We start from the raw sequence: 23233 nt of genomic DNA on the forward strand, positions 1-23233 counted from the left end.
AGGAGGCCCGGTCCCGCACCTGACGGGACCGGGCCTCCTTGGCACTCGGTGACGCTCGTACTGCCTGCCGCGACCTAGTCGAGGTAGTCGCGGAGCACCTGGGAGCGCGACGGGTGACGCAGCTTCGACATCGTCTTCGACTCGATCTGGCGGATGCGCTCACGCGTGACGCCGTACACCTTGCCGATCTCGTCGAGGGTCTTCGGCTGGCCGTCGGTGAGACCGAAGCGCATGGAGACGACGCCGGCCTCGCGCTCGGACAGGGTGTCGAGAACGGAGTGCAACTGCTCCTGCAGGAGGGTGAAGCTGACCGCGTCGGCCGGGACGACCGCCTCGGAGTCCTCGATGAGGTCACCGAACTCGCTGTCGCCGTCCTCGCCCAGCGGGGTGTGCAGCGAGATGGGCTCGCGACCGTACTTCTGGACCTCGATGACCTTCTCCGGGGTCATGTCGAGCTCCTTGGCCAGCTCCTCCGGAGTGGGCTCGCGGCCCAGGTCCTGGAGCATCTGGCGCTGCACGCGCGCGAGCTTGTTGATGACCTCGACCATGTGCACCGGGATACGGATGGTGCGGGCCTGGTCGGCCATCGCGCGGGTGATCGCCTGGCGGATCCACCAGGTGGCGTACGTGGAGAACTTGTAGCCCTTGGTGTAGTCGAACTTCTCCACCGCGCGGATCAGACCGAGGTTGCCCTCCTGGATGAGGTCCAGGAAGAGCATGCCGCGGCCGGTGTAGCGCTTGGCCAGGGAGACCACCAGGCGGAGGTTGGCCTCCAGCAGGTGGTTCTTGGCGCGGCGGCCGTCCTCGGCGATGATCTCCAGCTCGCGCTTGAGCTTGGGCGCCAGCTTGTCGGAGTTCGCGAGCTTGTCCTCGGCGAACAGCCCGGCCTCGATGCGCTTGGCGAGCTCGACCTCCTGCTCGGCGTTGAGCAGGGGGACCTTGCCGATCTGCTTGAGGTAGTCCTTGACCGGGTCGGCGGTGGCGCCGGCCGCGGCGACCTGCTGGGCCGGAGCGTCGTCCTCGTCCTCGTCGGACAGGACGAAGCCCGCGTTCTCGGTGCCCTCGGGCTCCTCCGCCGCGGCCTTCGGCTCCTCGGTCGCCTCGTCGTCGAGAAGCTCGGCGTCGTCCTTCTTGGCGGTGGTCTTCTTCGCCGCCGTCTTCTTGGCGGTCGCCTTCTTCGCGGTCGCCTTCTTGGCGGTGGTCTTCTTCGCCGCCGTCTTCTTGACGGGCGCCTCTTCCTCGGCGGCGGGCTCTGCGGCGGGCGCCGCCGGAGCGGCGGGCGCGGTCGCCTTCCTGCTGGTCACCGTCTTCGCCGCGACCGTCTTCGTGGCGGTGCGCTTGGCGGGACTCTTCGCTGCGACGCTCTTTCGGGTGCGCTTGGGCTCTGCGGCACTGACCATCAGCGTCACACCCTCTTCCTCGAGGATCTGGTTGAGGCTGCGCAGTACGTTCTTCCACTGAGTGGCCGGAATCTGGTCAGCTTCGAAGGCCCGACGCACGTCATCGCCGGCGATCTGCCCCTCAGCCTTTCCCCGCTCAATGAGCGCCATGACAGAGACGGACTCGGCGATCTCCGGCGGGAGCGTACGGGATGTGCTGGCCGACACGAACAACCTCTCGGAACGTTGAAAAACGGCTTCCGGCTCCGTCCACGGCGGACGGGAGCCGACCACCGGCTTGGGGATGGGCCGACGGTGCGGGCGGGCCGGGGAGATGCACAGCGCCGTGAACGGCGTCCGTATTCCTTCCGCGGCTGTCACCTCTTAGGTCATCGTGTTGTTCCCACGAGCGTTACGCCCAATCCGCGTGGCCCGAGTCACACCCCGTAAGCGATCAAAACCGGTCAGATACGAAGGAACCGGGTCGCCAACTCGCACGCCCGGCCATGACGGGACGGCTCAGCCTCTCATCACACCGTCGGACCCCGGGGAACCACGAGCGGCTCCGCGGGGCCCGACGGTGACGGCGGCGGTCCGGCCACTGCCACAGGAGGGGTTTGGCGTGCCCGGACCGCGCCGCTGCGGCGGAAGGCGGTCAGTGCTCGCGCGGGGCGGGCACCACGCGTTCCACCTCGGGGTGGACGGTCAGGAGCTGGCGCATGGCCGCCTCGGCCGCCGCGCCGTCGCCGGTGGCGAGGGCGTCGACGATGCGGCCGTGCTGGGCGAGCGACACGTCGTTCGGCCGGTCGCAGCCGGTGACCGGGCCGCCGGAGACATGGAGGGCGGCGGAGACGATCCCGGAGAGGTGGTCCAGCATCCGGTTGCCCGCGACCTGGATGAGCAGGGTGTGGAACTCGGCATCGGCACGGGAGAAGGTGAGCGCGTCGCCCTGGCCCATGGCGTGCCCCATGATCCCGACCATGTCGGCCAGCCGCTGCTGGACGTCCTCACGCCCATGGCCGGCGGCGAGGCGCGCGGCGAGCGGCTCGATCGTCCAGCGCAGCTCGCTCAGCTCACGGCGCTGGTCGTCGCGCTGCGGCCCGAAGGCACGCCATTCGATGATGTCCGGATCGAGGAGGTTCCAGTCGCTCACGGGACGCACGCGCGTGCCGACATTCGGGCGGGCACTGACCAGCCCCTTCGCCTCCAGTACGCGAAGGGACTCGCGCACGACGGTGCGGGACACCTCGAAACGCTGCCCGATCTCCTCGGGCACCAGCGGGCGGTCGGCGCCCAGGTCACCCGAAACGATCATCTGGCCAAGCTGCTGGACGAGTTGCCCGTGCAGCCCGCGGCCACGGTTGCCCGCGGTGCGCCGGCCCACGCGGCCCAGCTCGGTCTCCACTCCTTCCCAGGAGGGCGCTCCGACGCGGTCGACGGCAGGCGTCTCGGCGTACGGGTAGCGGTCGAGTTCGCCCGGGTTCGCGAGGCCGGAGTCGGCGGAACGGGCGGCGGTCATCATGGTGTGCGCAAGGGTACTCACGCATCCTTTGTCGGCGCTGTTCCCAACTCCCTTGAGGTCTTTGGTGAAAAGCACACGAAAGGGTGATCGCTCACCCCGTCGCAATTGACGCCTTATCGGAAAGAAATGGGCTTTCCCCGGGGAGTTGCGCACAGGGTCGGAACGGAAGGGTGAGACAGGCGTCACCGGACCCTGCCGCGCAGGGTCGTGAGCAGATACGCGCAGAGCAGCGTGGTCAGGGACAACGTCATTGCGCCGCCCACGGGTTGGGCGACCAGACGCAGCGCCTCCGCCACGTACCGTTCGCCTCCGAACGGCCACTGGGTCAGGAGGGACTCGCGCACGCGCATCGGGAGACCGGCGGCGGTCCGTACGGACGGCCCCTGCCAGACCTTCTGTACGAGCGGTACGACGACGACCGGAACGGCGACCACCGCCGCGAGCCCGGCGGAGGTGGACCGGAAGACACCCGCGGCGAGCACTCCGGACCACGCGCAACCGACGACGAGCGCGAGCCAACCGGCACTCAGCGCCGGCCAGTCGGTGGGGACCTGTACGAGTTCGGCCCCGTAGAAAAGGCGCAGCACTTCGGTGTCGCAGCCCACGGTGAGGGCGGCCAGGAGCAGCGCGGTGGCGGCGGAGACGACGAGCTTGGCGGTGAGCAGCCCCATGCGGCGGGGCACGGTGCCACGGTCCGCCGCGAGGGCGGGGTGGCGGAACTCGTCGCCGAAGGCGAGCGCGCCGAGCAGCCCGGCACCGAGCGCGGCGGGCGGCAACGGCATCTGTTGGGGCCACGCTGCGAGGAGACGGGCCTGCGGGGTGTGCCCGATCCGGGCGAGGATCACGGCGGTGACGGTGGAGACCAGGAGCACGACCGCGCCGATGACGAAGCCGGTGCCGACGCCGAGCGCGCGACGGAGTTCGTAGCGCAGCGGCCGGAGCGGGCTGGGGGAGGAACGGACGACGATGGGGGGCGGGAGCGTGACGGCCTCGTCCCGGACCCCCCTCACCGAGCCGGCGAGGCGGGCGCCGAACGGGCGCGATGCGCGGTGCCGGGAGACATCGGGAGCGTCGGAGGCATCGGGAGCGTCGCCGGGGCCGGACCCCGGGCCCTCGGAGGCACTGTGGGCGACGCCCTCGGGGGCGAGGGCCCGCCGGGGGCCAGGAGTCCTGTGCCGGACGGTCTCGGCCGCGGTCGTGTCCGCGCCTCCCTCCGTGGCGGACGTCTGCCGGAGGCCCGCGTGGGGATGCCGCGGGGCACCGGAGGGCGCGGTGCGGGGCGGGGCCGGCGCTCCGGCGGCCTGCGTCCCGGCGACCTGTGCACGGTCACCGTCCGTCTCCCCGCGCTCCTGGTTCCGGGCAGCGGGGACCGCTCCGGCGCCCGGCCCCATGTCGCCCACCTCGTCGGCCAGTTGGTGCACGAGGATGCCGTTGCGGAAGGCGGTCTCCCCGATGTCGGCACACGTACTGCCGTACACCGCGAGCCGGTTGCCGCCCTCGGGCACCACCTCCACCGAACGGCGTGCCGTTCGCGCCTCCTTGGCCACCAGAGCGGCGAGGCGGGCGGCGTGCGGGGTGCGGACGGCGACGCGGGGACGCAGCCGGGTGCGGGAGAACTCCGCCGCCTCCTGGTCGGCGACGACCCTGCCCTTCTCCAGCGTGACGACGTGGTCGGCGTTGCGCGCGGCCTCCTTGGGATCCGGCGTGCTGAACAGGACCGTGCCGCCCTGGGCGGCGTGCGCGCGCAGCGCGCCGTGCAGCCACCGGGCGTCCTGGGCACAGAGGGCACCGGCGGGGTCGTCGCAGACCAGGGTGTGCGGGTCGGGAACGAGCGCGCAGGCCAGACCGAGCCGACGGTCCATACCCCGGGAGAGCGCACCGAGACGTTCGTCGCGCAGGCTCTCGAGACCGGCGGACTCCAGGACCTCGTCGGCCCTGCGGACGGGAACACCGGCGGCCGCACAGAGCATGCGCAGATGGCCGCGCACCGTACGGGCCGGGTGCCCCGGGACATCGCCCAGCAGCACGCCGACCTCTCGGGCGGGATGGGCGATGCGGTGCAGGGGGCGGCCTCTGAAGTAGGTGAGGCCACGGCCCCGTTGCAGCTCGAGCATGAGTCTGAGTGCCGTCGTCTTGCCGGCGCCCGATGCTCCGAGCAGCGCGGTGACGCGGCCCGCGCACGCCTCGAACGAGACGTCGTCGACGGCGGGCAAGAGCTCCTTGCGGGGGTTGCTGGTCAGTCCGAAGGCCTGGATCACCCGTAGCAAGATAGCGTGCGATATCCGGTTTTTCGGGCATCGCACGGCCCGCCGGCCGGGCTCGGCGTCAGACCTCGGGCCGGAGCATCGGCGGGTTGAGGAGGGTCGCGCCGCCCGCCCGGAAGAGCTGCGCGGGACGGCCGCCCTGCCGGGTGGTCGTCCCGCCGGTGGGCACGAGGAACCCCGGCGTGCCCGTCACCTTGCGGTGGAAGTTGCGGGGGTCCAGCACGACGCTCCACACCGCCTCGTAGACGCGGCGCAGCTCGCCGACGGTGAACTCCGGCGGGCAGAAGGCGGTGGCCAGCGACGAGTACTCGATCTTGGAGCGGGCTCGCTCCACCCCGTCGGACAGGATCCGGGCGTGGTCGAAGGCGAGCGGGGCCACCCCCTCGCCGTCGTGGCCGTAACCGCTCTGCTCAAGCAGCTCTTCGACCGGTGCCCAACGGGCGTTGCTGGCGTCACCTCCCGCCCGTGGTGCGGGCAGGTCGGGGGCGAGTGCGAGGTGGGCGACGCTGACCACGCGCATCCGGGGGTCGCGGTCGGGGTCGCCGTAGGTCGCGAGCTGTTCCAGATGGGCACCGTTGTCCTGGGCCGGCGCGACCGGGTCGTGGACGCACAGCCCGGTCTCCTCGGCCAGTTCCCGCGCCGCGGCCTGCGCCAGGTCCTCGCCGGCCCGCACGAACCCGCCGGGCAGAGCCCAACGGCCCTGGAACGGCGGCTCGCCCCTGCGCACCGCCAGCGCGCACAGGGAGTGGCGGCGCACGGTCAGCACGACGAGGTCCACGGTGACGGCGAAGGGCGGAAAGGCTGACGGGTCGTAGGCCATGCGGTGATCATAGTCGTCTCCCTGACGATAAACACGCCCTCCACGACCCGCTTCAGGGGCGCTCACCGTCCCCGTCCGCCGCGCTCTCGCCCCTGCCCGCCGCGTGCGGGCGCGTGTCGTGCCTGCCCGTGGCCGCCGCCCGGGAGGGACGGGGGCGGGTCCGGTCCGTCCGCGCGGTCCCGGGGCGGTCGCCTCCGGAGGGGGTGCGTGGGCGTACGATCGCGGCGCCCGGCTGGCGGGCGTGCGCCCTGGCGCGGCGTCGCACGCCGTGCGCCGACGCGGCGCTGCGCGGGGCGGGGACGTGCGAGCGGCGCCGACGGTCCGGCGGCGGGGTGGACGAGCGTTCGTCCTGCTCGCCCTGCACGGCCGCGCCGCCGCGCCCGTCACCGCCCGGATTACCGCTTCCCGTGCCCGCTCCGCCCTTCCTCCCCTCGCGCAGACAGCGGCGGACGGACTCGGGATCGAGGCCCTCGTTGCACGCCTGGTGCAGCAGCCGGGCGAAGAGGTAGTCGGGGTCCGCGCCCAGGGCCATGGCCAGTGCCTCCCGTGCCTCCAGTTCGTCACCGGTGGACCAGGCGACCCAGCCCGCGAGAGTGAGGGGCGCCGCGGCGTGCTCGCCGTACGGCCCGACGCAGCGACGTGCCAGGGCCCGCCAGAGGCGCATCGCGGGGGCCGCCTCGTCGCCCTCCATCCACGCGGCCGCGCGGTCACGTGTCGTACGGTCCTGGAGCCCGAGGATCAGTGCGGCGGCCTCCTCGTGCCCGAGCAGGTGGTCGTCGCGCAGGTCCTCGGCCGGGACGCCGGAGACGGGCGGGGCCGCGGCAAGACGTCGCATGACCCGCTCCGCCGTCCCGAGCGTTTCCTCGGCCACCTCCGCGCGGCCGGCGGCGTCCAGGATCCGGGAGACCAGCGTCGCGGCGGCCGCGTCCAGGGCGGCGGTCTGCTCGGCCGCCGCCGCGTCCTCCCGGGGAAGCATCCTGGCCCGCAGCTCGCGCAGCGTGCCGCGCACCTGGATGCCGGCGTAGGTGGCCGCCGCGGCCACCACCGACGTACCCGGGAGCCCCATGGGGAGGCCCTCCGCGGGGCAGCATGCCTCCTCGTCGCAGCAGTACGACCAGAAGCGTCCCGCCGAGATGCACAGGGCCTCGACGACGGGCACGTCGAGGGCACCGCACTCGACACGCAGCTTCTGGGCCAGCGGCCGCAGCCGCTCCATCACCTCCCGTCCGGTTTCGCCGGGGCCCGGCTCCTGGCAGAGGTAGGCGACCATCTGCTCGGGTCGCGCCCCTCGCCGCTCGCTCCCGGTCACCAGGCCGTGGACCAGTTGCCCGGCCGCGCCCGCCCAGTCGTCCGGGTTGGCCGGGATGCCCAGGCGCGCGCGACCGCCGAAGCGGCCCCGCCCGTCCCTGTCCCGCAGGGCGGCCAGGACGATGCTGTCCTCCGGGCGGTAACCGAGCAGGTACGGCAGGGCGTCGGCGAGTTCGGCGGGGGTGCGCAGGGTGACCTGCTGTTCGTCCCCGGGGCTGCCCTGCGGGGCGCGGTCCGGATGCCTGGGGCCCGGGATGTCACCGTTCTCGTGGGATCCGGTCGTTTCACTGTGGTTCGTCATGACTCGACGATCTCGCGGATCGGCGAATCCCGCTGAGCCCTGTGGATAACTCTCGGCAGGGACACATCACTTCACCCGGTCCGGCGGCACGACGGCTTCGCGACGCGGTGTCCTCGGCTCTATCCCGCCAGCGCCAGGACCAGCGGGAGCACCTGGTCGGCGCCCGCCCGGCGCAGAAGGCGTGCGCCCACCGCCAGGGTCCAGCCGGAGTCGGTGTAGTCGTCGACGAGCAGGACGGGGCCGGAAGTCCCCGCCAGGGCCGTGGCGAGGTCGTCCGGCACGGTGAACGACTCCGCCAGGGCGCGCAGCCGCTGGGCGGAGTTGCTGCGGTGGGCGGCGTGCTCGTCGGCGTGGGCGGTGTGGGCGAGGTGGCCCAGCATCGGAAGCCTGCCGATGCGTGCCACGCCTTCGGCCAGTGAGGAGACCAGTTGGGGCCGCGTGCGGGAGGGCATCGCGACGACGCCCACGGGCCTGGCCACCGCGTCGGGAGAGCCGTCGGCCCAGCCGCCCGGGGAGCGGGCCCAGTCGGCCAGCACCGTCACCACTGCGTCCAGCACGTCGCCCGGGACCGGTCCGTCCGCCGCCTGCGCCGACAGTAGCGGGCGCAGCCGGTTGCCCCAGCCGATGTCCGACAGCCGTCCCAGCGCCCGCCCGGTGAGGGCCTGCTGGCCCGCGGGGATGCGGCCCTTGAGGTCCATGCCCACCGCGGCGAGCCCGGTCGGCCACATCTTGCGCGGCTCGACCTCCGCACCAGGACGCTCCAGTTCGCCCGTCGCCGCCGCCAGGGCCGCGGACGGGACGGCCGGGTCGAGCCAGGGGCCGGCGCAGGTGTCACAGCGGCCGCACGGAGTCGCCTTCTCGTCGTCGAGCTGTCGCTGCAGGAACTCCATCCGGCACCCCGTGGTCGCCACGTAGTCCCGCATGGCCTGCTGTTCCGCCTGCCGCTGCCGCGCCACCCACGCATACCGCTGCGCGTCGTACGTCCATGGCTCGCCCGTGGCGGTCCAGCCTCCCTTCACCCGCTTGACCGCGCCGTCCACGTCCAGGACTTTCAGCATCGTCTCCAGGCGTGAACGCCGCAGGTCCACCAACGGTTCGAGGGCCGGGAGCGACATCGGCCGCCCCGCCTCCGCCAGGACCGCCAGCGTGCGCCGCACCTGCTCCTCCGGAGGAAAGCCCACGGAGGCGAAGTACGCCCAGATCGCCTCGTCCTCCCGTCCCGGCAGCAGCAGGACGTCGGCGTGGTCCACACCGCGTCCCGCACGCCCCACCTGCTGGTAGTAGGCGATGGGCGACGACGGCGAGCCCAGGTGCACCACGAAGCCCAGGTCGGGCTTGTCGAAGCCCATACCCAGCGCCGAGGTCGCCACGAGCGCCTTCACGCGGTTCGCCAGCAGGTCCTCCTCCGCCTGCAACCGGTCGGCGTTCTCCGTCTTCCCGGTGTACGAGGCGACCGGGTGTCCGCGCTGCCGCAGGAACGACGCGACCTCCTCCGCCGCCGCCACGGTCAGGGTGTAGATGATCCCGGAACCCGGCAGATCACCCAGCCGCTCCCCCAGCCAGGCCAGCCGGTGCGCCGCGTCGGGCAACTGGAGCACGCCCAGCCGCAGGCTCTCGCGGTCCAGCGGGCCCCGCAGGACCAGCGCGTCCTCACCGCCCGTGCCCAACTGCTCGGCCACGTCGGCCGTGACCCGCGCGTTGGCGGTCGCGGTGGTGGCCAGCACCGGCACCCCGGCCGGCAACTCGGCCAGCATCGTGCGCAGCCGGCGGTAGTCCGGGCGGAAGTCGTGACCCCAGTCGGAGATGCAGTGCGCCTCGTCCACCACGAGCAGTCCGGTCGTGGCCGCGAGCCTCGGCAGCACCTGGTCCCGGAAGTCCACGGAATTGAGGCGTTCCGGGCTTACGAGGAGGACGTCGGTCTCGCCCCGCTCGACCTCCCCGTAGATCGTTTCCCATTCCTCGGGGTTGGCCGAGTTGATCGTGCGCGCCCGGATCCCCGCCCGTGCCGCCGACTCCACCTGGTTGCGCATCAGCGCCAGCAGCGGCGAGACGATCACCGTGGGGCCCGCCCCACGCCGGCGCAGCAGTGCGGTGGCGACGAAGTACACGGCCGACTTGCCCCAGCCGGTGCGCTGCACCACCAGAGCACGGCGGTGCTCCTCCACCAGGGCCGCCACCGCCCGCCACTGGTCCTCCCGCAGCCGCGCCGACCCCTCGTGATCGCCGACCAGCTCCGCGAGGACGGCATCGGCTTCGGTACGGAGTTCCACGTGGTCCATATCCCCATGCAACCCGATGGCACTGACAATCGGCGAATCCGCGGCGGTCCGATCGCGTGCCCGTCCCGTGCGTCGCCCGGCGGCACTCCGGGTAGGGATATAGGAGGCAGATCAGCCGATAAAGGGCCCCGGCCCCAATTGCTCGTTGCCGCAACCCAGTTCGACAGGAAGAATTGAAGTCCGCTCCCCGCACGGTCCTTCCGTGCTCCGGCAGGGCTTCGCTGCGGTGCGCGCTCCCCGAATCCGACCCTGCCCGCAGTGTGGGCGCGTAGCCGAAGGGAGGAACGTGACCTTCGGATTCGCTCCGTCCTCGGCGGCCTCGCTTTCGTCGTCCGCCGCTTCCGCCACTCGCATGCTCGAACCGGCGGAGTGGGCCGCCGCCGGAATCCCGCTGCTGCGCAATCCCCGGGAGGTCGTCAGCGGGCTGCACTCACGGCACCGTCCCGCACCGGCGACGGCGGTCGTGGCCGTACTCGACCCGGACGAACGACTGCGCGCCAGCGCCTCGTTCACCAGCCGCCGCTCCCCGGCCGACGGCTGGGTGTTCCGCAACGCGCTGCTCTCCCAGCTTCGCCGCGTCATCCCGCACGACCTGCGGCGCCGCACCCCGGTGCGCACCGCCGTGCTGCTCTACTGCCGTGAGGGCGACGCCCGTTGGACGCAGGAGGACGGCGCGTGGATGTGGGGCCTGCGAGACGCGTGCACGCTGCACGGGCTGCGCTGCGGCGCGTACATCACGCTGACGCGGGACGGCTGGCAGGTGCTCGGCGAGGGCCGCGGCGGGCGGCGGCCCAACGCGGCATCGGCTCCGGAGCCCTTCGCCACTGCGGAGGCACCTCCTCCGCCCCCGCGCACCGGCGGTGTCGCCTCGGACGTGCTGCGCCGCGCGGCGGCCCGCTGAACACCGGCGGGCCCGGGGCCACGACGCACTCGTCCGCGCCCGAGCGGTGACACGGCTCGCCCGTGCCCCGGACCGTACGCGGCTTGCGCCCCGGACCGCAGCGGAACCCGGCGTCACCGGTACGCCGCTCAGGCCCGGACTGCCGGCTCGTCCACCGGTCCCGCGCGTCGGGCCGAGCCCGTGCAGCGCGTCGTGATCGGATCGCACAACGCGCCGTGGCATCGGGGCACGCGAGGCGCCGGAGCCGACCCTGACCCTGCACGGGGACTGCGGCCCGACGCCCCTGGTGTCACCCCTGCGGCCGCCGCGCTCGGCGAAGCCTGCTCAGACGCCGGCGCCCAGTACCGAGTTGATCCGCTGCGGGTCACCGCAGACGATCAGCAGGGCGCCGGCCCGGGAGTGGGCCACGGTGAGGGCGGTGACGGCGGCGGCCTCGGGACCGCCGTTGAGCGCGACCACGACCACGGCCCGCGCCGCGGCACGGTCCGCGACGGCGGCGTCCGCGTAGAAGACGTCGTCGCCCGCGTCGTGCTGCGCCCAGTAGGCGGCATCGCCGAAGGACAGTTCGTGTGCCGCCCACGGGTGAGGGTCGCCGGTAGTGATCACCAGCACGTCACCGGGGGTACGGCCCGAGTCCAGCAACAGGTCCACGGCCTCTTCGGCGGCGTCGAGCGCACCGTCGGGCGTGGCCGGGATCAACTGGATCTGGGGAGCGGCGGCCGTGGCGGCCGGGGTGGCCGGTCCCGAGGGTCCGGGTTTGGCCACGGCCGTATCGCGCGGGGCGCGTTGCGCCGGCGGGGCCGGCCGCACCGGGCCGGGACGGCCGGGGCGCGGCGGAGCCGCGGGACGGGGGCCGGGTACGGGGCGGGGGGTCGGCGCGGTGCGGCCACTGGCCGGAGTGGCGCGGGGACCCTGGGCCTTCTCGTGAATCTGAGGCTCCTCGGGAATGAGAGGCATGAGCTGATGTTTATCAAACGTTGGTGCGGCTCGCGTCGGCGGGTGGCACATGCTGCGAGCCGAACCGTCAGAAGTCGAAGCCAAGCTGGCCTTCGATTTCCGGAGCGCTTCCGTCCACCCAACTGCGGACCTTCTTGAGGTGCCGCCACTGGGGCAGCGCATCAAGATACGCCCACGACAACCGGTGGTGCGGGGTGGGGCCCCGCTCCTCCAGTGCGGCCTTGTGCACGGGCGACGGATACCCGGCGTTGTCCGCAAATCCGAAGTCTGCATGGTCGACACCCAGTTCGGCCATCATTTTGTCGCGCTGAACCTTGGCGAGCACCGAGGCCGCCGCGACAGCCACGCAGGACTGATCACCCTTGATCACCGTACGAACCCGCCACGGCGCCCCGAGATAGTCGTGCTTGCCGTCGAGGATGACGGCTTCGGGGCGGACCGGGAGGGTCTCCAGGGCCCGCACCGCCGCCAGGCGCAGCGCGGCCGTCATGCCCAGCGCGTCGATCTCCTCCGGAGAGGCGTGCCCCAGGGCGTAGGACGTGACCCAGGTACGCAACTCCACGGCGAGTTCGGTGCGCCGCTTGACGGTGAGCAGCTTGGAGTCGGTCAGGCCGGCCGGCGGGCGGCGCAGTCCGGTGATCGCGGCACAGACGGTGACCGGACCGGCCCACGCACCGCGCCCCACCTCGTCGACACCGGCAATGATCTTCGCTCCGGTCGTGGCGCGAAGGGAGCGCTCGACGGTGTGAGTAGGTGGTTCGTACGGCATGGCGCCCCTAGCCTACGCCGCCGCGTTCGCCGCGCGACACCCCGGTCGCCCGGAGCGGACCCGGTCCGCCCCGGGGCCGGGTCAGGAACCGTCGGGACGCAGCAGCGGGACCATCAACTGGTCGATCAGATCCTCGAGCTCGCGATCCGTCCATTCACTTGCACAAATCTTCGACCGATACATCATCATCGCCGGGATCGCGTCGAAGACGTATCCGTTGGCCGCGTCACGACGGACTTCCCCGCGCTCCATTCCGCGGTTGATGACCTCGCAGATCATCGTGAGCGTCGGTTCCACGACACCCTTGGTGATCACCGCGTAGAAGCGCTCGGCCTGCGTGCTGTCGCATTCGTGAATGACCGAACGCAGGGCGAATCCCGGCCTGGAGAACATCGCGTCACGCGCCCTTCGGCACAGCTCCAGCAGATCCTCGCGCACGCTCCCGAGGTCGGGAACCGTGTCGAAGTCCGGCAGGCCGGAGCGCAGCGCGTCCGCCACGAGGTCCTCCTTGGAAGGCCAGCGGCGGTAGACGGCCGCCTTGCCCGTCTGCGCGCCGGCGGCCACGCCTTCCATCGTCAGCCCGTTCCAGCCGACGGTGCCGAGCTGGTCCAGCGCGGCCTCGAGGATGGCGCGCTCCAGGACCGCGCCACGCCGACGGGACGGCGTCTGGGGGGAGGCGGCCGCCCAGTGCGAAGCAACCATGTCGCACGTCTCCAAAAGCGGTGAAAAGGGGTATTCGGGGACAAGGTGCGTGTCGTGCGGTCGTGACGGGGGACGGAACGCGCGACACCCTCAATAAGTGAACGGTTGCGTTCACTGTCGCCGAGTCACTAACGTTGCGGCAACAGTGAACGCGAGCGTTCACTAAGTGATCCGTGGGGGACACATCGTGACAACCTCTTCTCTGCTCAATGACCGAAAGCCTGGGGCGGCCCGCCGGGAGGGGCATCCCGGCATCGCACTCGCCGTCATCGCGGCCTGCCAACTCATGGTCGTACTCGACGCGACGATTGTGAACATCGCGCTCCCGCACATTCAAAACGCTCTCAAGTTCAGCACCACCGACCTCACCTGGGTCGTCAGCGCGTACACGCTCACCTTCGGCGGCCTGCTCCTGCTCGGCGGCCGAGCCGGTGACATCCTCGGCAGGCGCCGGGTCTTCATGACCGGCATCCTGCTGTTCACCTTCGCGTCGCTGATCGGCGGCTTCGCACAGGAACCCTGGCAGTTGCTGGCGGCGCGGGTCCTTCAGGGCATGGGAGGCGCGATCGCGTCGCCCACGTCGCTGGCCCTCATAACGACCACCTTCCCCGAGGGGCCGGAACGCAACCGGGCCTTCGGTGTCTTCGCCGCCGTCTCCGCGGGCGGCGGCGCCATCGGCCTGCTGGCGGGCGGCATGCTCACCGAGTGGCTCGACTGGCGCTGGGTGCTCTTCGTCAACGTGCCGATCGGTGTGCTGATCGCCGTCCTCGCGCCGCTCTACATCAGCGAGTCCGAACGGCACTCCGGCCGCTTCGACATAGCCGGGGCGGTGACCTCCACCGCGGGCATGGCCTCTCTCGTCTACGGATTCATCCGGGCCGCGGACGAGGGCTGGCGGGACGGCCTGACCGTCGGCTCCTTCGCGGCCGCCGCGGTTCTCCTGCTGGCCTTCGTCCTCATCGAGCAGCGGGCCAAGGAACCGATCACGCCGCTGAAGATGTTCGCCGACCGCAACCGCTCCGGCACGTATGTGATCATGCTGAGCCTGGCCGCGGCGATGTTCGGCATGTTCTTCTACATCGTGCTGTTCGTGCAGAACGTGCTCGGCTACACGCCCATCCAGGCCGGTCTGGCCTTCCTGCCGGTCACGGTCGTGATCGCGATCGGTGCGGGTGTGTCGCAGAGGTTCCTCCCCGTCTTCGGCCCGAAGCCGTTCATGATCGCGGGTTCGACGCTCGCGGCGATCGGGCTCGGCTGGCAGGCCCTCATCAGCTCCGACAGCTCCTATGTCGGCGGCGTCCTGGGACCGATGCTGATCTTCGGCCTCGGTATGGGGCTGAACTTCGTGACGCTGACGCTGACCGCGGTCTCCGGGGTCGCCCCGCACGAGGCGGGCGCGGCGTCCGGGCTGCTCAACGCGATGCAGCAGGTGGGCGGATCGATCGGCCTCGCCATCCTGACGACGGTCTTCGGCACGGCCAGCAAGGACGAGGCGGAAAAGCAGATCCCGGACTTCCTCACCAACGGTTCGCCCGAACAGAAGGCGCAGTTCGCCCAGACGCACCAGTTGCCGGCGCCCTGGTCCCACGACGTACTGGCACAGGGCATCTCGGCCGCCTTCGTCCCGGCCGCCGCCATGGCCGTACTCGCGCTGGCCACGGCGTGGCTGGTGATCCGGGTGCGCAGGAGCGACCTGGAGGCCCTGTCCGGCTCGGCCGGTCCGGGCGTGGGCTGACCCCACCAGACCGCGGACCGAGCGGGTACCACCGGCGGGCGTCTCGCACGCCCGCCGGAAGCACCAGGCACACAGGAGCACGGCGAACACCGACAGCGCCTCCATGACCACCTCCCTCACGTCCGTCCCGTGCCGGCACGGGACGGACGCCCCGCACAGCGGTTGTCATGACAACGGACGGGCGAACACGGAGAGTTCCCGTCGCACACGGAGAGTTCCGTTCGGCGCCTCGGAACCCGTCAGTCCGTGCGGGACCTCGGAGACCGTCAGACCCTGCGGGACCTCGGAGACCGTCAGACCGACGCCGTCATCCAGGCGGGCAGCGCCTCGACCCGCTCCGTCCACTCCGCCGGCGGCGCCCCCGCCTCACCGGCCGCGACCACCCCGCCCACGATGGCGCAGGTCGTGTCCACGTCTCCGCCGACCTGCGCGGTCGTCCAGAAGGCGGTCTCGTACCGCCCCAGCGCGCGGGCAGCGGACCAGAGGGCGAAGGGCACCGTGTCGTGTGCGGTCGTACGACGACCGCAGCCCAGGACCGCCGCGACCGTGGCCGCGTCGCCGTAGTCGAGCATGTCCCGGGCGCGGCGCAGCCCGGCACCCACCGCGCTCTTCGGAACGAGCGAGATCACCCCGTCGAGGAGCACGTGCGCCGGGGGCGGCCCGGCCGGGTCCGCGGCCAGCGCCGCGGCCGCCGCGACGGCCATGGCCCCGACCACCGCTTCACGGTGCTGGTGCGTCGGGTAGGCGGAGATCTCCGCCTGGTGGGTCGCCTGCTCCGGATCGTCCGCGTACCAGGCCCCCAGCGGAGCGATGCGCATGGCCGCGCCATTGCCCCAGGACCCCTGGCCGTTGAACAGCGCCGCGGCCAGCTCGCGCCAGTCGCCGCCTTCCCGGACCAGCCGGAGCAGCCGGTTGACCGCGGGACCGTACCCCCGGTCGAAGTCGTGGTGCCGGGCGAAGGAGAGGGCCAGCGCGTCCTGGTCGATGCGGTGGTGGGCGGCCAGGACCGAGACCACGGAACAGGCCATCTCCGTGTCGTCCGTCCACTGCCAGGTGCCGGGCGGCAGCTCGCGCCGCCCCAGCAGCGGATAGTTCGCGGGAACGAAGAACTGTGAGCCCAGCGCGTCCCCCACCGCCAGTCCGCGCAGGCTGGAAAGGGCGCGGTCCAGGCGCCCGTGAGGAGAAGAATGAGCGGTCATCGCCCTGCCACTCTATCCGGTGATCCCGTACGGTTCCGGATCTCGCCAGCGTTCAAAGGGCCGGTCAAGGGTGTACTTGCCGTCCTCGCCGAGAACGAGCATCCGCATCTCGGCGTTCCCGGGGTTGGACAGCGACTCGAACTCCGCGACCGTCCAGTGGAACCACCTCATGCAGAACAGCCGCATGGCGAGTCCGTGGGTCACCAGGAGCACGTTCGGCGGGTGGTCGGGGTCCTCGAAACTGCGGAACAGGCTCTCCAGGAAGTTGCCGACGCGGTCGTACACGTCCGCACCGGACTCGCCCTGCGCGAAGCGGTAGAAGAAGTGCCCGTAGGCGTCCCGGTAGGCCTTCTGCAACCGCACGTCGTCGCGGTCCTGCCAGTTGCCCCAGTCCTGCTCGCGCAGCCGGGGCTCCTCCCGTATCCGTATGAGGTCCGGATCCAGGTGGAAGGCGCGGAGTGTCTCGTGGGTGCGGCGGTACGGGGAGACGTAGACGCTGATCCGCTCGCGGCCGAACACCTCGCGCAGCCCCTTGCCGGTCTCCTCGGCCTGCTCCCGGCCGCGGTCGGTGAGGGCCAGCGCGTGGTCGGGCTCGCGCTCGTACACGGTGTCATCGACGTTGCCGACCGACTCGCCGTGCCGGACAAGAACGATGCGCCGTGGTCGTGCCATGCCAGAACCCTAGATCGAGTCGGCCGGAATCAGGCACTCGTACGGCCCCGTACGGCGTACGTCACACAGTCTCCACACCTGGCCGAGACCGGGCGGGGCCCGGGCCTCAAACGGTCCAGGAGGGCTCCAGTTGCACGATGTCGCCGGTCAGGGCCGCGATGTCGGCCTCCGTCTGGGCGCGCAGGGCGAGCCTTTCCACTCGCTCGGTGCGGTACTTCCCGTGTTCGGCGGCCGACAGCCACATGGACAGGACGAGGTACTCGTTGTAGCCGTCCCCGGGGGCCTCGCCGAACAGGCCGCGGATCATGCCCGGCGAGCCGGCCATCGCCGGGTTCCAGACCTTCTCCTGCATGAGGACGTAGTGCTCGGACCGCTCCTCGTGGACCCGGCACAGCGCCACGCGCAGCAGGTCGGCGTCGTGGAAGCGCGGCTCGAAGCCGGTCTTCACGTCGAAGCGGTGGTCGAAGAGCCGCACCTGGGCGTCCTTGAAGGTGCCCACCTGCGCCGACGCCAGTCGGTCGTGGGAGCGGGCCATGAAGGAGTCGTAGAAGGCACGGCTCTCCCAGAAGGCGAAGACGTGCGCCACGTCCGGCCGCGCCCTGCTCCAGCCACCCCCTTGTCCCCGGAAACCCGGCTCCCCCGGAAGCCCCGCCCACTTCCGCTGCCCCCGTTCGAAACCGCGGCGGTCCACCACGGTGCAGCGAATCCACTTGACCAGCACCGCGCCATGGTAAGGCCAGGAAACGGGGCACCGGTGGCTCTCCGGCGGACCGCTTGCCCGCACCGTGGTCCCGGTGCGTGGCAGGATGGACAACCGGCCGTCACCGTCCGGCAGTTCGGGTGGCCGGACAGGGCGGGGGACCTGGGAAGGGGAAGTCTGTGAACGGCCTCAGCAAGGGCATGCGCAAGGTCGAGGTCGCACTGCGGTGGGACCCGAGTCCGGCGGGACAGCCGGCCGCCGACCTGGACCTCGTCGCCGGAACCTATCCGGCCGGCGATCCGTACGGCAGCCCCGCCTACGTGGTGCATTTCGACAGTCGCTCACCCGACGGCACGATCTACCTCAACCGGGACAGCAAGGACGGCAAGGGCTTCGGTTTCGACGAGGTCATGACGCTGGAGCTGGAACGGCTCGACGCCCGGTACGCGCGCGTGGTGGTGGGCGTCGTCATCCAGCAGCACACCGAGGGCCGGACGTTCGCCGACGTGGCCAACCCGGGCCTGCGCATCCGTGAGGGATACACGGACCTGGCCTCGGAGGACTTCGGCGGCGTCCGGGGGGCCACCGCGGCCACGGTCGCGGAATTCGTCCGGGACGAGACGGGGGCCTGGGGCTTCCGGGCCGGCGTGCACGGGTTCGAGGGGGATCCCGCGGCCTTCACCCGGGTGATGGGCCAGGCGCACCGGCCTTGACGGTGCGGGTGCATGAGTAAGGGGCGACCCCCATGGCGGTCGCCCCTTACTCATGAGCCGCTACGGACGGTCGCGCTCAGCTGCAACCGCTGGTCGAGCCGCAGCCCTCGCAGATGTAGCAGGAACCGGCGCGCTGCATCTTCGTGCCGCAGGAGAAGCACAGCGGGGCGTCGGCCTGGATGCCCAGCTGCATCTCCACCAGCTCGGCGCTGGTGTGCGCCTGCTGCGGAGCGGGCTTGGCAGCCTCGGCCTCGGCCTTCGGCGTGGCGACGGCCTTCACCTGGGCGAGCGGCGCCGACTGGGCCAGGCCCTCGACGTCCAGCTCGTCGTCGGACGGCTCGTACGAGCCCGTCTCCAGGTGGCGCTGGCGCTCCTCGGCGGAGTGGATGCCGAGCGCGGAGCGGGTCTCGAAGGGCAGGAAGTCCAGCGCCAGACGACGGAAGATGTAGTCGACGATCGACTGGGCCATCCGCACGTCCGGGTCGTCCGTCATGCCGGCCGGCTCGAAGCGCATGTTGGTGAACTTCGAGACGTACGTCTCCAGCGGCACGCCGTACTGGAGGCCGACCGAGACCGCGATGGAGAAGGCGTCCATCATGCCCGCGAGGGTCGAGCCCTGCTTGGACATCTTGAGGAAGACCTCGCCGAGACCGTCGTCCGGGTAGGAGTTGGCGGTCATGTAGCCCTCGGCGCCGCCGACGGTGAAGGACGTGGTGATGCCGGGGCGTCCCTTCGGGAGGCGCTTGCGGACCGGGCGGTACTCGACGACCTTCTCGACCGTCTCGCGGATGGCCGCCTCGGTCTTCTCGGTGATCTCCGCCTTCTCCGCGTCCTTGACCGACTTGGTCTTGGCGGACAGGGGCTGGCCGACCTTGCAGTTGTCGCGGTAGATGGCGAGCGCCTTGACACCCATCTTCCAGGCCTCGAAGTAGACCTCCTCGACGTCCTCGACGGTGGCCGACTCGGGCAGGTTGACCGTCTTGGACAGGGCGCCGGAGATCCACGGCTGGATCGCGGCCATCATGCGGACGTGGCCCATCGCGGAGATGGAGCGCTCGCCCATCGCGCAGTCGAACACCTCGTAGTGCTCGTGCGCGAGACCGGGGGCGTCGACCACGTTGCCGTGCTCGGCGATGTGGGCGACGATCGCCTCGATCTGCTCCTCCTGGTAGCCCAGGCGGCGCAGGGCCTGCGGGACGGTGCCGTTGACGATCTGCATCGAGCCGCCGCCGACCAGCTTCTTGAACTTGACCAGGGCGAGGTCGGGCTCGAGGCCGGTGGTGTCGCAGGACATCGCGAGACCGATGGTGCCGGTCGGGGCGATGACGGATGCCTGCGAGTTGCGGAAGCCGTTCTTCTCGCCGAGGCGGAGCACATCCTGCCAGGCCTCCGTGGCGGCGGCCCAGATCGGCGTGTCGAGGTCGTCCATGCGGACGGCCTTGGCGTTCTCGTCGGAGTGCTGCTTCATGACCCGCAGGTGCGGCTTGGCGTTGCGGGCGTAGCCGTCGTACGGGCCGACGATCGCGGCGAGTTCGGCGGAGCGGCGGTACGACGTGCCGGTCATCAGGGAGGTGATGGCACCGGCCAGCGCGCGGCCGCCGTCGGAGTCGTAGGCGTGGCCGGTCGCCATCAGCAGGGCGCCGAGGTTGGCGTAGCCGATGCCGAGCTGGCGGAAGGCGCGGGTGTTCTCGCCGATCTTCTGGGTCGGGAAGTCCGCGAAGCAGATGGAGATGTCCATCGCGGTGATGACGAGCTCGACGACCTTGGAGAAGCGCTCGGCGTCGAAGGACTGGTTGCCCTTGCCGTCGTCCTTCAGGAACTTCATCAGGTTCAGCGAGGCGAGGTTGCAGGACGTGTTGTCCAGGTGCATGTACTCGCTGCACGGGTTCGAGCCGTTGATGCGGCCGGACTCCGGGCAGGTGTGCCAGGCGTTGATCGTGTCGTCGTACTGGATGCCGGGGTCGGCGCAGGCCCAGGCGGCCTCGGCCATCTTGCGGAAGAGCGCCTTGGCGTCGACCTCCTCGATGACCTCGCCGGTCATGCGGGACGTCAGGCCGAACTTGCCGCCGTCCTGCACGGCCTTCATGAACGTGTCGTTCACGCGGACCGAGTTGTTGGCGTTCTGGTACTGGACGGACGTGATGTCGTCGCCGCCCAGGTCCATGTCGAAGCCCGCGTCACGCAGGGCGCGGATCTTCTCCTCCTCCTTCACCTTGGTCTCGATGAAGTCCTCGATGTCGGGGTGGTCGACGTCGAGGATGACCATCTTGGCCGCGCGGCGGGTGGCGCCGCCGGACTTGATGGTGCCGGCCGAGGCGTCGGCGCCGCGCATGAAGGAGACCGGCCCCGAGGCGTTGCCGCCGGAGGAGAGCAGTTCCTTGGAGGAGCGGATCCGGGAGAGGTTCAGGCCGGCGCCCGAGCCGCCCTTGAAGATCATGCCCTCTTCCTTGTACCAGTCGAGGATCGACTCCATGGAGTCGTCGACGGACAGGATGAAGCAGGCCGAGACCTGCTGCGGCTGGGGCGTGCCGACGTTGAACCACACCGGGCTGTTGAAGCTGAAGATCTGGTGCAGGAGGGCGTAGGCCAGCTCGTGCTCGAAGATCTCGGCGTCGGCGGGCGAGGCGAAGTACTTGTTGTCCTCACCGGCCTTCCGGTACGTCTTCACGATGCGGTCGATGAGCTGCTTGAGGCTCACCTCGCGCTGCGGGGTGCCCACGGCGCCCCGGAAGTACTTGCTGGTGACGATGTTGACCGCGTTCACCGACCAGAACTCGGGGAACTCGACGCCACGCTGCTCGAAATTGACCGAGCCGTCGCGCCAGTTGGTCATGACGACGTCACGACGCTCCCAGGCCACCTCGTCGTAGGGGTGGACGCCGGGAGTGGTGTGGACGCGCTCGACGCGGAGTCCCTTGCCCGCCTTGGTGGCCTTGGCTCGGGAACTCCGTGCCGGACCGCTCGCCGTCTCTGTCATGCCGCCTCCCTGTACGGGCGAAAACGCCCTGAAGTGCCCCGATTGTTCCCGTGGGCACGGTGTTCTGTCTGGTGTTGCGGGCATCTCTCGCTGCGCCCGCAACAGGTCTCTGCTCGCCGCCGTCCGGCCGGGCCCGGGCGCCGAAGTCCGGGTCCGGCCCGCCGGTCAGTCGGCGGCGCCTGCGGGCTCGGGGACGTGTCCCGCCCCCGTGGACCCGCGGTCGTTCTCCTGGCTCCCCGCGCCGGCGTCGCCGCCTCCGCCGGGCCGCCCCGTCGTCTCCCTCAGTTCCGCGATCGCGGCCTCGAAGTCCTCGAGCGAGTCGAACGCCCGGTAGACCGAGGCGAATCGCAGATAGGCGACGAGGTCGAGTTCCTGCAACGGTCCGAGGATGGCCAGCCCCACGTCGTGGGTGGTCAGCTCGGCGCTTCCGGTCGCCCGCACCGCCTCCTCGACCCGCTGGCCGAGCTGGGCGAGCGCGTCCTCGGTGACGGGCCGGCCCTGACAGGCCTTGCGCACACCGTTGATCACCTTGGTGCGGCTGAACGGTTCGGTGACCCCGGACCGCTTCACCACCATGAGCGAGCACGTCTCCACGGTCGTGAACCGGCGGGAGCAGTCGGGGCACTGGCGGCGCCTGCGGATCGACGTGCCGTCGTCGGTCGTACGGCTGTCGACGACACGGCTGTCGGGGTGCCTGCAGAAGGGGCAGTGCATGGACTCCGAACCCTCCTCACAGCAGACTCAACAGCCTCGAAAGGCCCTGTGAGCCCCTCGAAGCAGCCCCCAGCATAGGCGATCGCGACGGGCTCGAAGACCCGGGGGACCACAACTTGTGGGCTACAGATGCAATCCAACCACTAGATGTGGTGATTGGCTCAAACAAACACGCCGTGCACGCGTGTCGCGCCTGTGCGTGCGCGCCCGCACCGGGACGACCGGAAGCAATGCGGAGATACCGTGGGCGCCGCGAGGAGGGGACGTGGGACTACCGCAACAGATGGGAGCCCCACCCCGTCGAACGGGCTGCCGGATGGCAGACTGGGGCGACATCCCGGAGGTTGTCACCACGGCGGTGAAGAGTACAGCAATCAGCCCTTTTGTCCGCCAGGCACCACGGTAGCCATACACCCAGACATGCAATACGGGCGAGGGATTCGCGGTTTTTCACTCGAACGTGTGTTTGGCGCAACCTTTCGAAAGCTACTACCGTTGTGCAGCAGGGAGACCATCGAGAGGGGCCGACGTGACCACCACCGCCGACAGTGCCACCATCACTGCCCAGGAACGCCCCCAGGGCCGACCTGAGCCGGTACACGCGATGAGCGACGCCGCGCATCCCGAGGGGCACAAGCGCTCCCTGCCGGGGCGACCTCCCGGCATCCGGGCGGACAGCTCGGGGCTCACCGATCGCCAGCGCCGGGTGATCGAGGTCATCCGCGACTCGGTGCAGCGGCGTGGGTACCCGCCGTCGATGCGCGAGATCGGCCAGGCCGTCGGCCTCTCCAGCACCTCGTCCGTGGCACACCAGCTGATGGCACTGGAGCGCAAGGGCTTCCTGCGTCGCGACCCGCACCGCCCGCGGGCCTACGAAGTGCGCGGCTCCGACCAGGCGGCGTCGGTGCAGCCCACGGACACCGCCGGAAAGCCGGCCGCGTCGTACGTGCCGCTCGTCGGGCGCATCGCCGCCGGTGGCCCGATCCTCGCCGAGGAGTCCGTCGAGGACGTCTTCCCGCTCCCCCGGCAGCTCGTCGGCGACGGCGAGCTGTTCGTCCTCAAGGTCGTCGGCGACTCGATGATCGAGGCCGCGATCTGCGACGGCGACTGGGTCACGGTCCGCCGCCAGCCGGTCGCCGAGAACGGCGACATCGTGGCCGCGATGCTCGACGGCGAGGCCACCGTCAAGCGTTTCAAGCGCGAGGACGGCCACGTCTGGCTCCTCCCGCACAACGCGGCCTACGAGCCGATCCCCGGTGACGACGCGACCATCCTCGGCAAGGTGGTGGCCGTACTGCGCCGCGTCTGAGCGCCACGGCGG

The 23233-nt window shown here is 71.1% G+C and carries 18 protein-coding genes; 4 read left to right on the forward strand and 14 right to left on the reverse strand.

What is annotated here, in order from left to right; all coding sequences use genetic code 11:
• Nucleotides 1–74: 74 nt before the first annotated feature.
• The 6 genes from IG88_RS0110155 to IG88_RS0110180 form a co-directional block, all read right to left on the reverse strand.
• A complete protein-coding gene (locus tag IG88_RS0110155; RefSeq protein ID WP_031037761.1) occupies nt 75–1607 on the reverse strand; it encodes an RNA polymerase sigma factor in 1533 nt (510 codons plus the stop codon).
• 427 nt (nt 1608–2034) lie between these two features.
• Nucleotides 2035–2922 carry a sporulation transcriptional regulator WhiH gene (gene whiH / locus IG88_RS0110160; protein WP_031037766.1) on the reverse strand — a complete coding sequence of 296 codons (888 nt, stop codon included), beginning with the start codon at nt 2920–2922 and terminating at the stop codon, nt 2035–2037.
• 161 nt (nt 2923–3083) lie between these two features.
• Entirely contained in the window at nt 3084–5159 is a 2076-nt protein-coding gene (locus IG88_RS0110165; RefSeq protein ID WP_031037769.1) for an ATP-binding cassette domain-containing protein, read from the reverse strand.
• 67 nt (nt 5160–5226) lie between these two features.
• Entirely contained in the window at nt 5227–5985 is a 759-nt protein-coding gene (locus IG88_RS0110170) for an NUDIX hydrolase (RefSeq protein WP_031037771.1), read from the reverse strand.
• A 52-nt stretch (nt 5986–6037) separates the two neighbouring features.
• Nucleotides 6038–7594, reverse strand: a complete 1557-nt coding sequence (locus IG88_RS0110175; RefSeq protein ID WP_031037774.1) for a DUF4192 domain-containing protein — start codon at nt 7592–7594, stop codon at nt 6038–6040.
• A gap of 119 nt (nt 7595–7713) precedes the next feature.
• Nucleotides 7714–9873 carry a RecQ family ATP-dependent DNA helicase gene (locus tag IG88_RS0110180; RefSeq protein ID WP_031037776.1) on the reverse strand — a complete coding sequence of 720 codons (2160 nt, stop codon included), beginning with the start codon at nt 9871–9873 and terminating at the stop codon, nt 7714–7716.
• A 286-nt stretch (nt 9874–10159) separates the two neighbouring features.
• On the opposite strand from IG88_RS0110180, the gene IG88_RS0110185 reads away from it, so the two are divergent.
• Nucleotides 10160–10774 carry a hypothetical protein gene (locus IG88_RS0110185; RefSeq protein WP_031037779.1) on the forward strand — a complete coding sequence of 205 codons (615 nt, stop codon included), beginning with the start codon at nt 10160–10162 and terminating at the stop codon, nt 10772–10774.
• A gap of 324 nt (nt 10775–11098) precedes the next feature.
• Here the strand turns inward: IG88_RS0110185 and IG88_RS0110190 are convergent, their stop codons facing one another.
• From IG88_RS0110190 to IG88_RS0110200, 3 genes are all read right to left on the reverse strand, one after another.
• Complete coding sequence (locus IG88_RS0110190; RefSeq protein WP_063760604.1) at nt 11099–11731, reverse strand: hypothetical protein; 633 nt, start codon at nt 11729–11731, stop codon at nt 11099–11101.
• Nucleotides 11732–11798: 67 nt separating this feature from the next.
• Nucleotides 11799–12500, reverse strand: coding sequence for a ribonuclease HII (locus IG88_RS0110195; protein WP_030402606.1), 702 nt, complete (start codon nt 12498–12500; stop codon nt 11799–11801).
• Between the two features lie 81 nt (nt 12501–12581).
• Nucleotides 12582–13202: a TetR/AcrR family transcriptional regulator gene (locus IG88_RS0110200; RefSeq protein WP_031037785.1), complete on the reverse strand. Its 621-nt coding sequence runs from the start codon at nt 13200–13202 to the stop codon at nt 12582–12584.
• A 187-nt stretch (nt 13203–13389) separates the two neighbouring features.
• On the opposite strand from IG88_RS0110200, the gene IG88_RS0110205 reads away from it, so the two are divergent.
• Nucleotides 13390–14937 carry an MFS transporter gene (locus IG88_RS0110205; protein ID WP_031037788.1) on the forward strand — a complete coding sequence of 516 codons (1548 nt, stop codon included), beginning with the start codon at nt 13390–13392 and terminating at the stop codon, nt 14935–14937.
• A gap of 293 nt (nt 14938–15230) precedes the next feature.
• On the opposite strand, the gene IG88_RS0110210 is transcribed toward IG88_RS0110205, so the two are convergent.
• The 3 genes from IG88_RS0110210 to IG88_RS38585 form a co-directional block, all read right to left on the reverse strand.
• Nucleotides 15231–16136 (reverse strand): ADP-ribosylglycohydrolase family protein, encoded by a 906-nt coding sequence (locus IG88_RS0110210; RefSeq protein ID WP_031037792.1) that lies wholly within the window; start codon nt 16134–16136, stop codon nt 15231–15233.
• A gap of 12 nt (nt 16137–16148) precedes the next feature.
• Nucleotides 16149–16808 carry a histidine phosphatase family protein gene (locus IG88_RS0110215; protein ID WP_031037795.1) on the reverse strand — a complete coding sequence of 220 codons (660 nt, stop codon included), beginning with the start codon at nt 16806–16808 and terminating at the stop codon, nt 16149–16151.
• A 106-nt stretch (nt 16809–16914) separates the two neighbouring features.
• Nucleotides 16915–17529, reverse strand: a complete 615-nt coding sequence (locus IG88_RS38585; protein ID WP_037835696.1) for a YdbC family protein — start codon at nt 17527–17529, stop codon at nt 16915–16917.
• Between the two features lie 158 nt (nt 17530–17687).
• Between IG88_RS38585 and IG88_RS0110225 the strand changes: the two genes are divergently transcribed.
• A complete protein-coding gene (locus IG88_RS0110225; protein WP_031037801.1) occupies nt 17688–18221 on the forward strand; it encodes a TerD family protein in 534 nt (177 codons plus the stop codon).
• 76 nt (nt 18222–18297) lie between these two features.
• On the opposite strand, the gene IG88_RS0110230 is transcribed toward IG88_RS0110225, so the two are convergent.
• Together IG88_RS0110230 and nrdR are read right to left on the reverse strand one after the other, a co-directional pair.
• Nucleotides 18298–21198, reverse strand: coding sequence for a vitamin B12-dependent ribonucleotide reductase (locus tag IG88_RS0110230; RefSeq protein ID WP_031037803.1), 2901 nt, complete (start codon nt 21196–21198; stop codon nt 18298–18300).
• 165 nt (nt 21199–21363) lie between these two features.
• Nucleotides 21364–21912 carry a transcriptional regulator NrdR gene (nrdR, locus tag IG88_RS0110235; protein ID WP_031037806.1) on the reverse strand — a complete coding sequence of 183 codons (549 nt, stop codon included), beginning with the start codon at nt 21910–21912 and terminating at the stop codon, nt 21364–21366.
• A gap of 529 nt (nt 21913–22441) precedes the next feature.
• On the opposite strand from nrdR, the gene lexA reads away from it, so the two are divergent.
• Complete coding sequence (lexA, locus tag IG88_RS0110240) at nt 22442–23221, forward strand: transcriptional repressor LexA (RefSeq protein ID WP_030402615.1); 780 nt, start codon at nt 22442–22444, stop codon at nt 23219–23221.
• The last annotated feature ends 12 nt before the right edge of the window (nt 23222–23233 follow it).

It is taken from the genome of Streptomyces sp. NRRL F-5650 (assembly GCF_000721365.1).
Lineage (GTDB): Bacteria > Actinomycetota > Actinomycetes > Streptomycetales > Streptomycetaceae > Streptomyces > Streptomyces ardesiacus.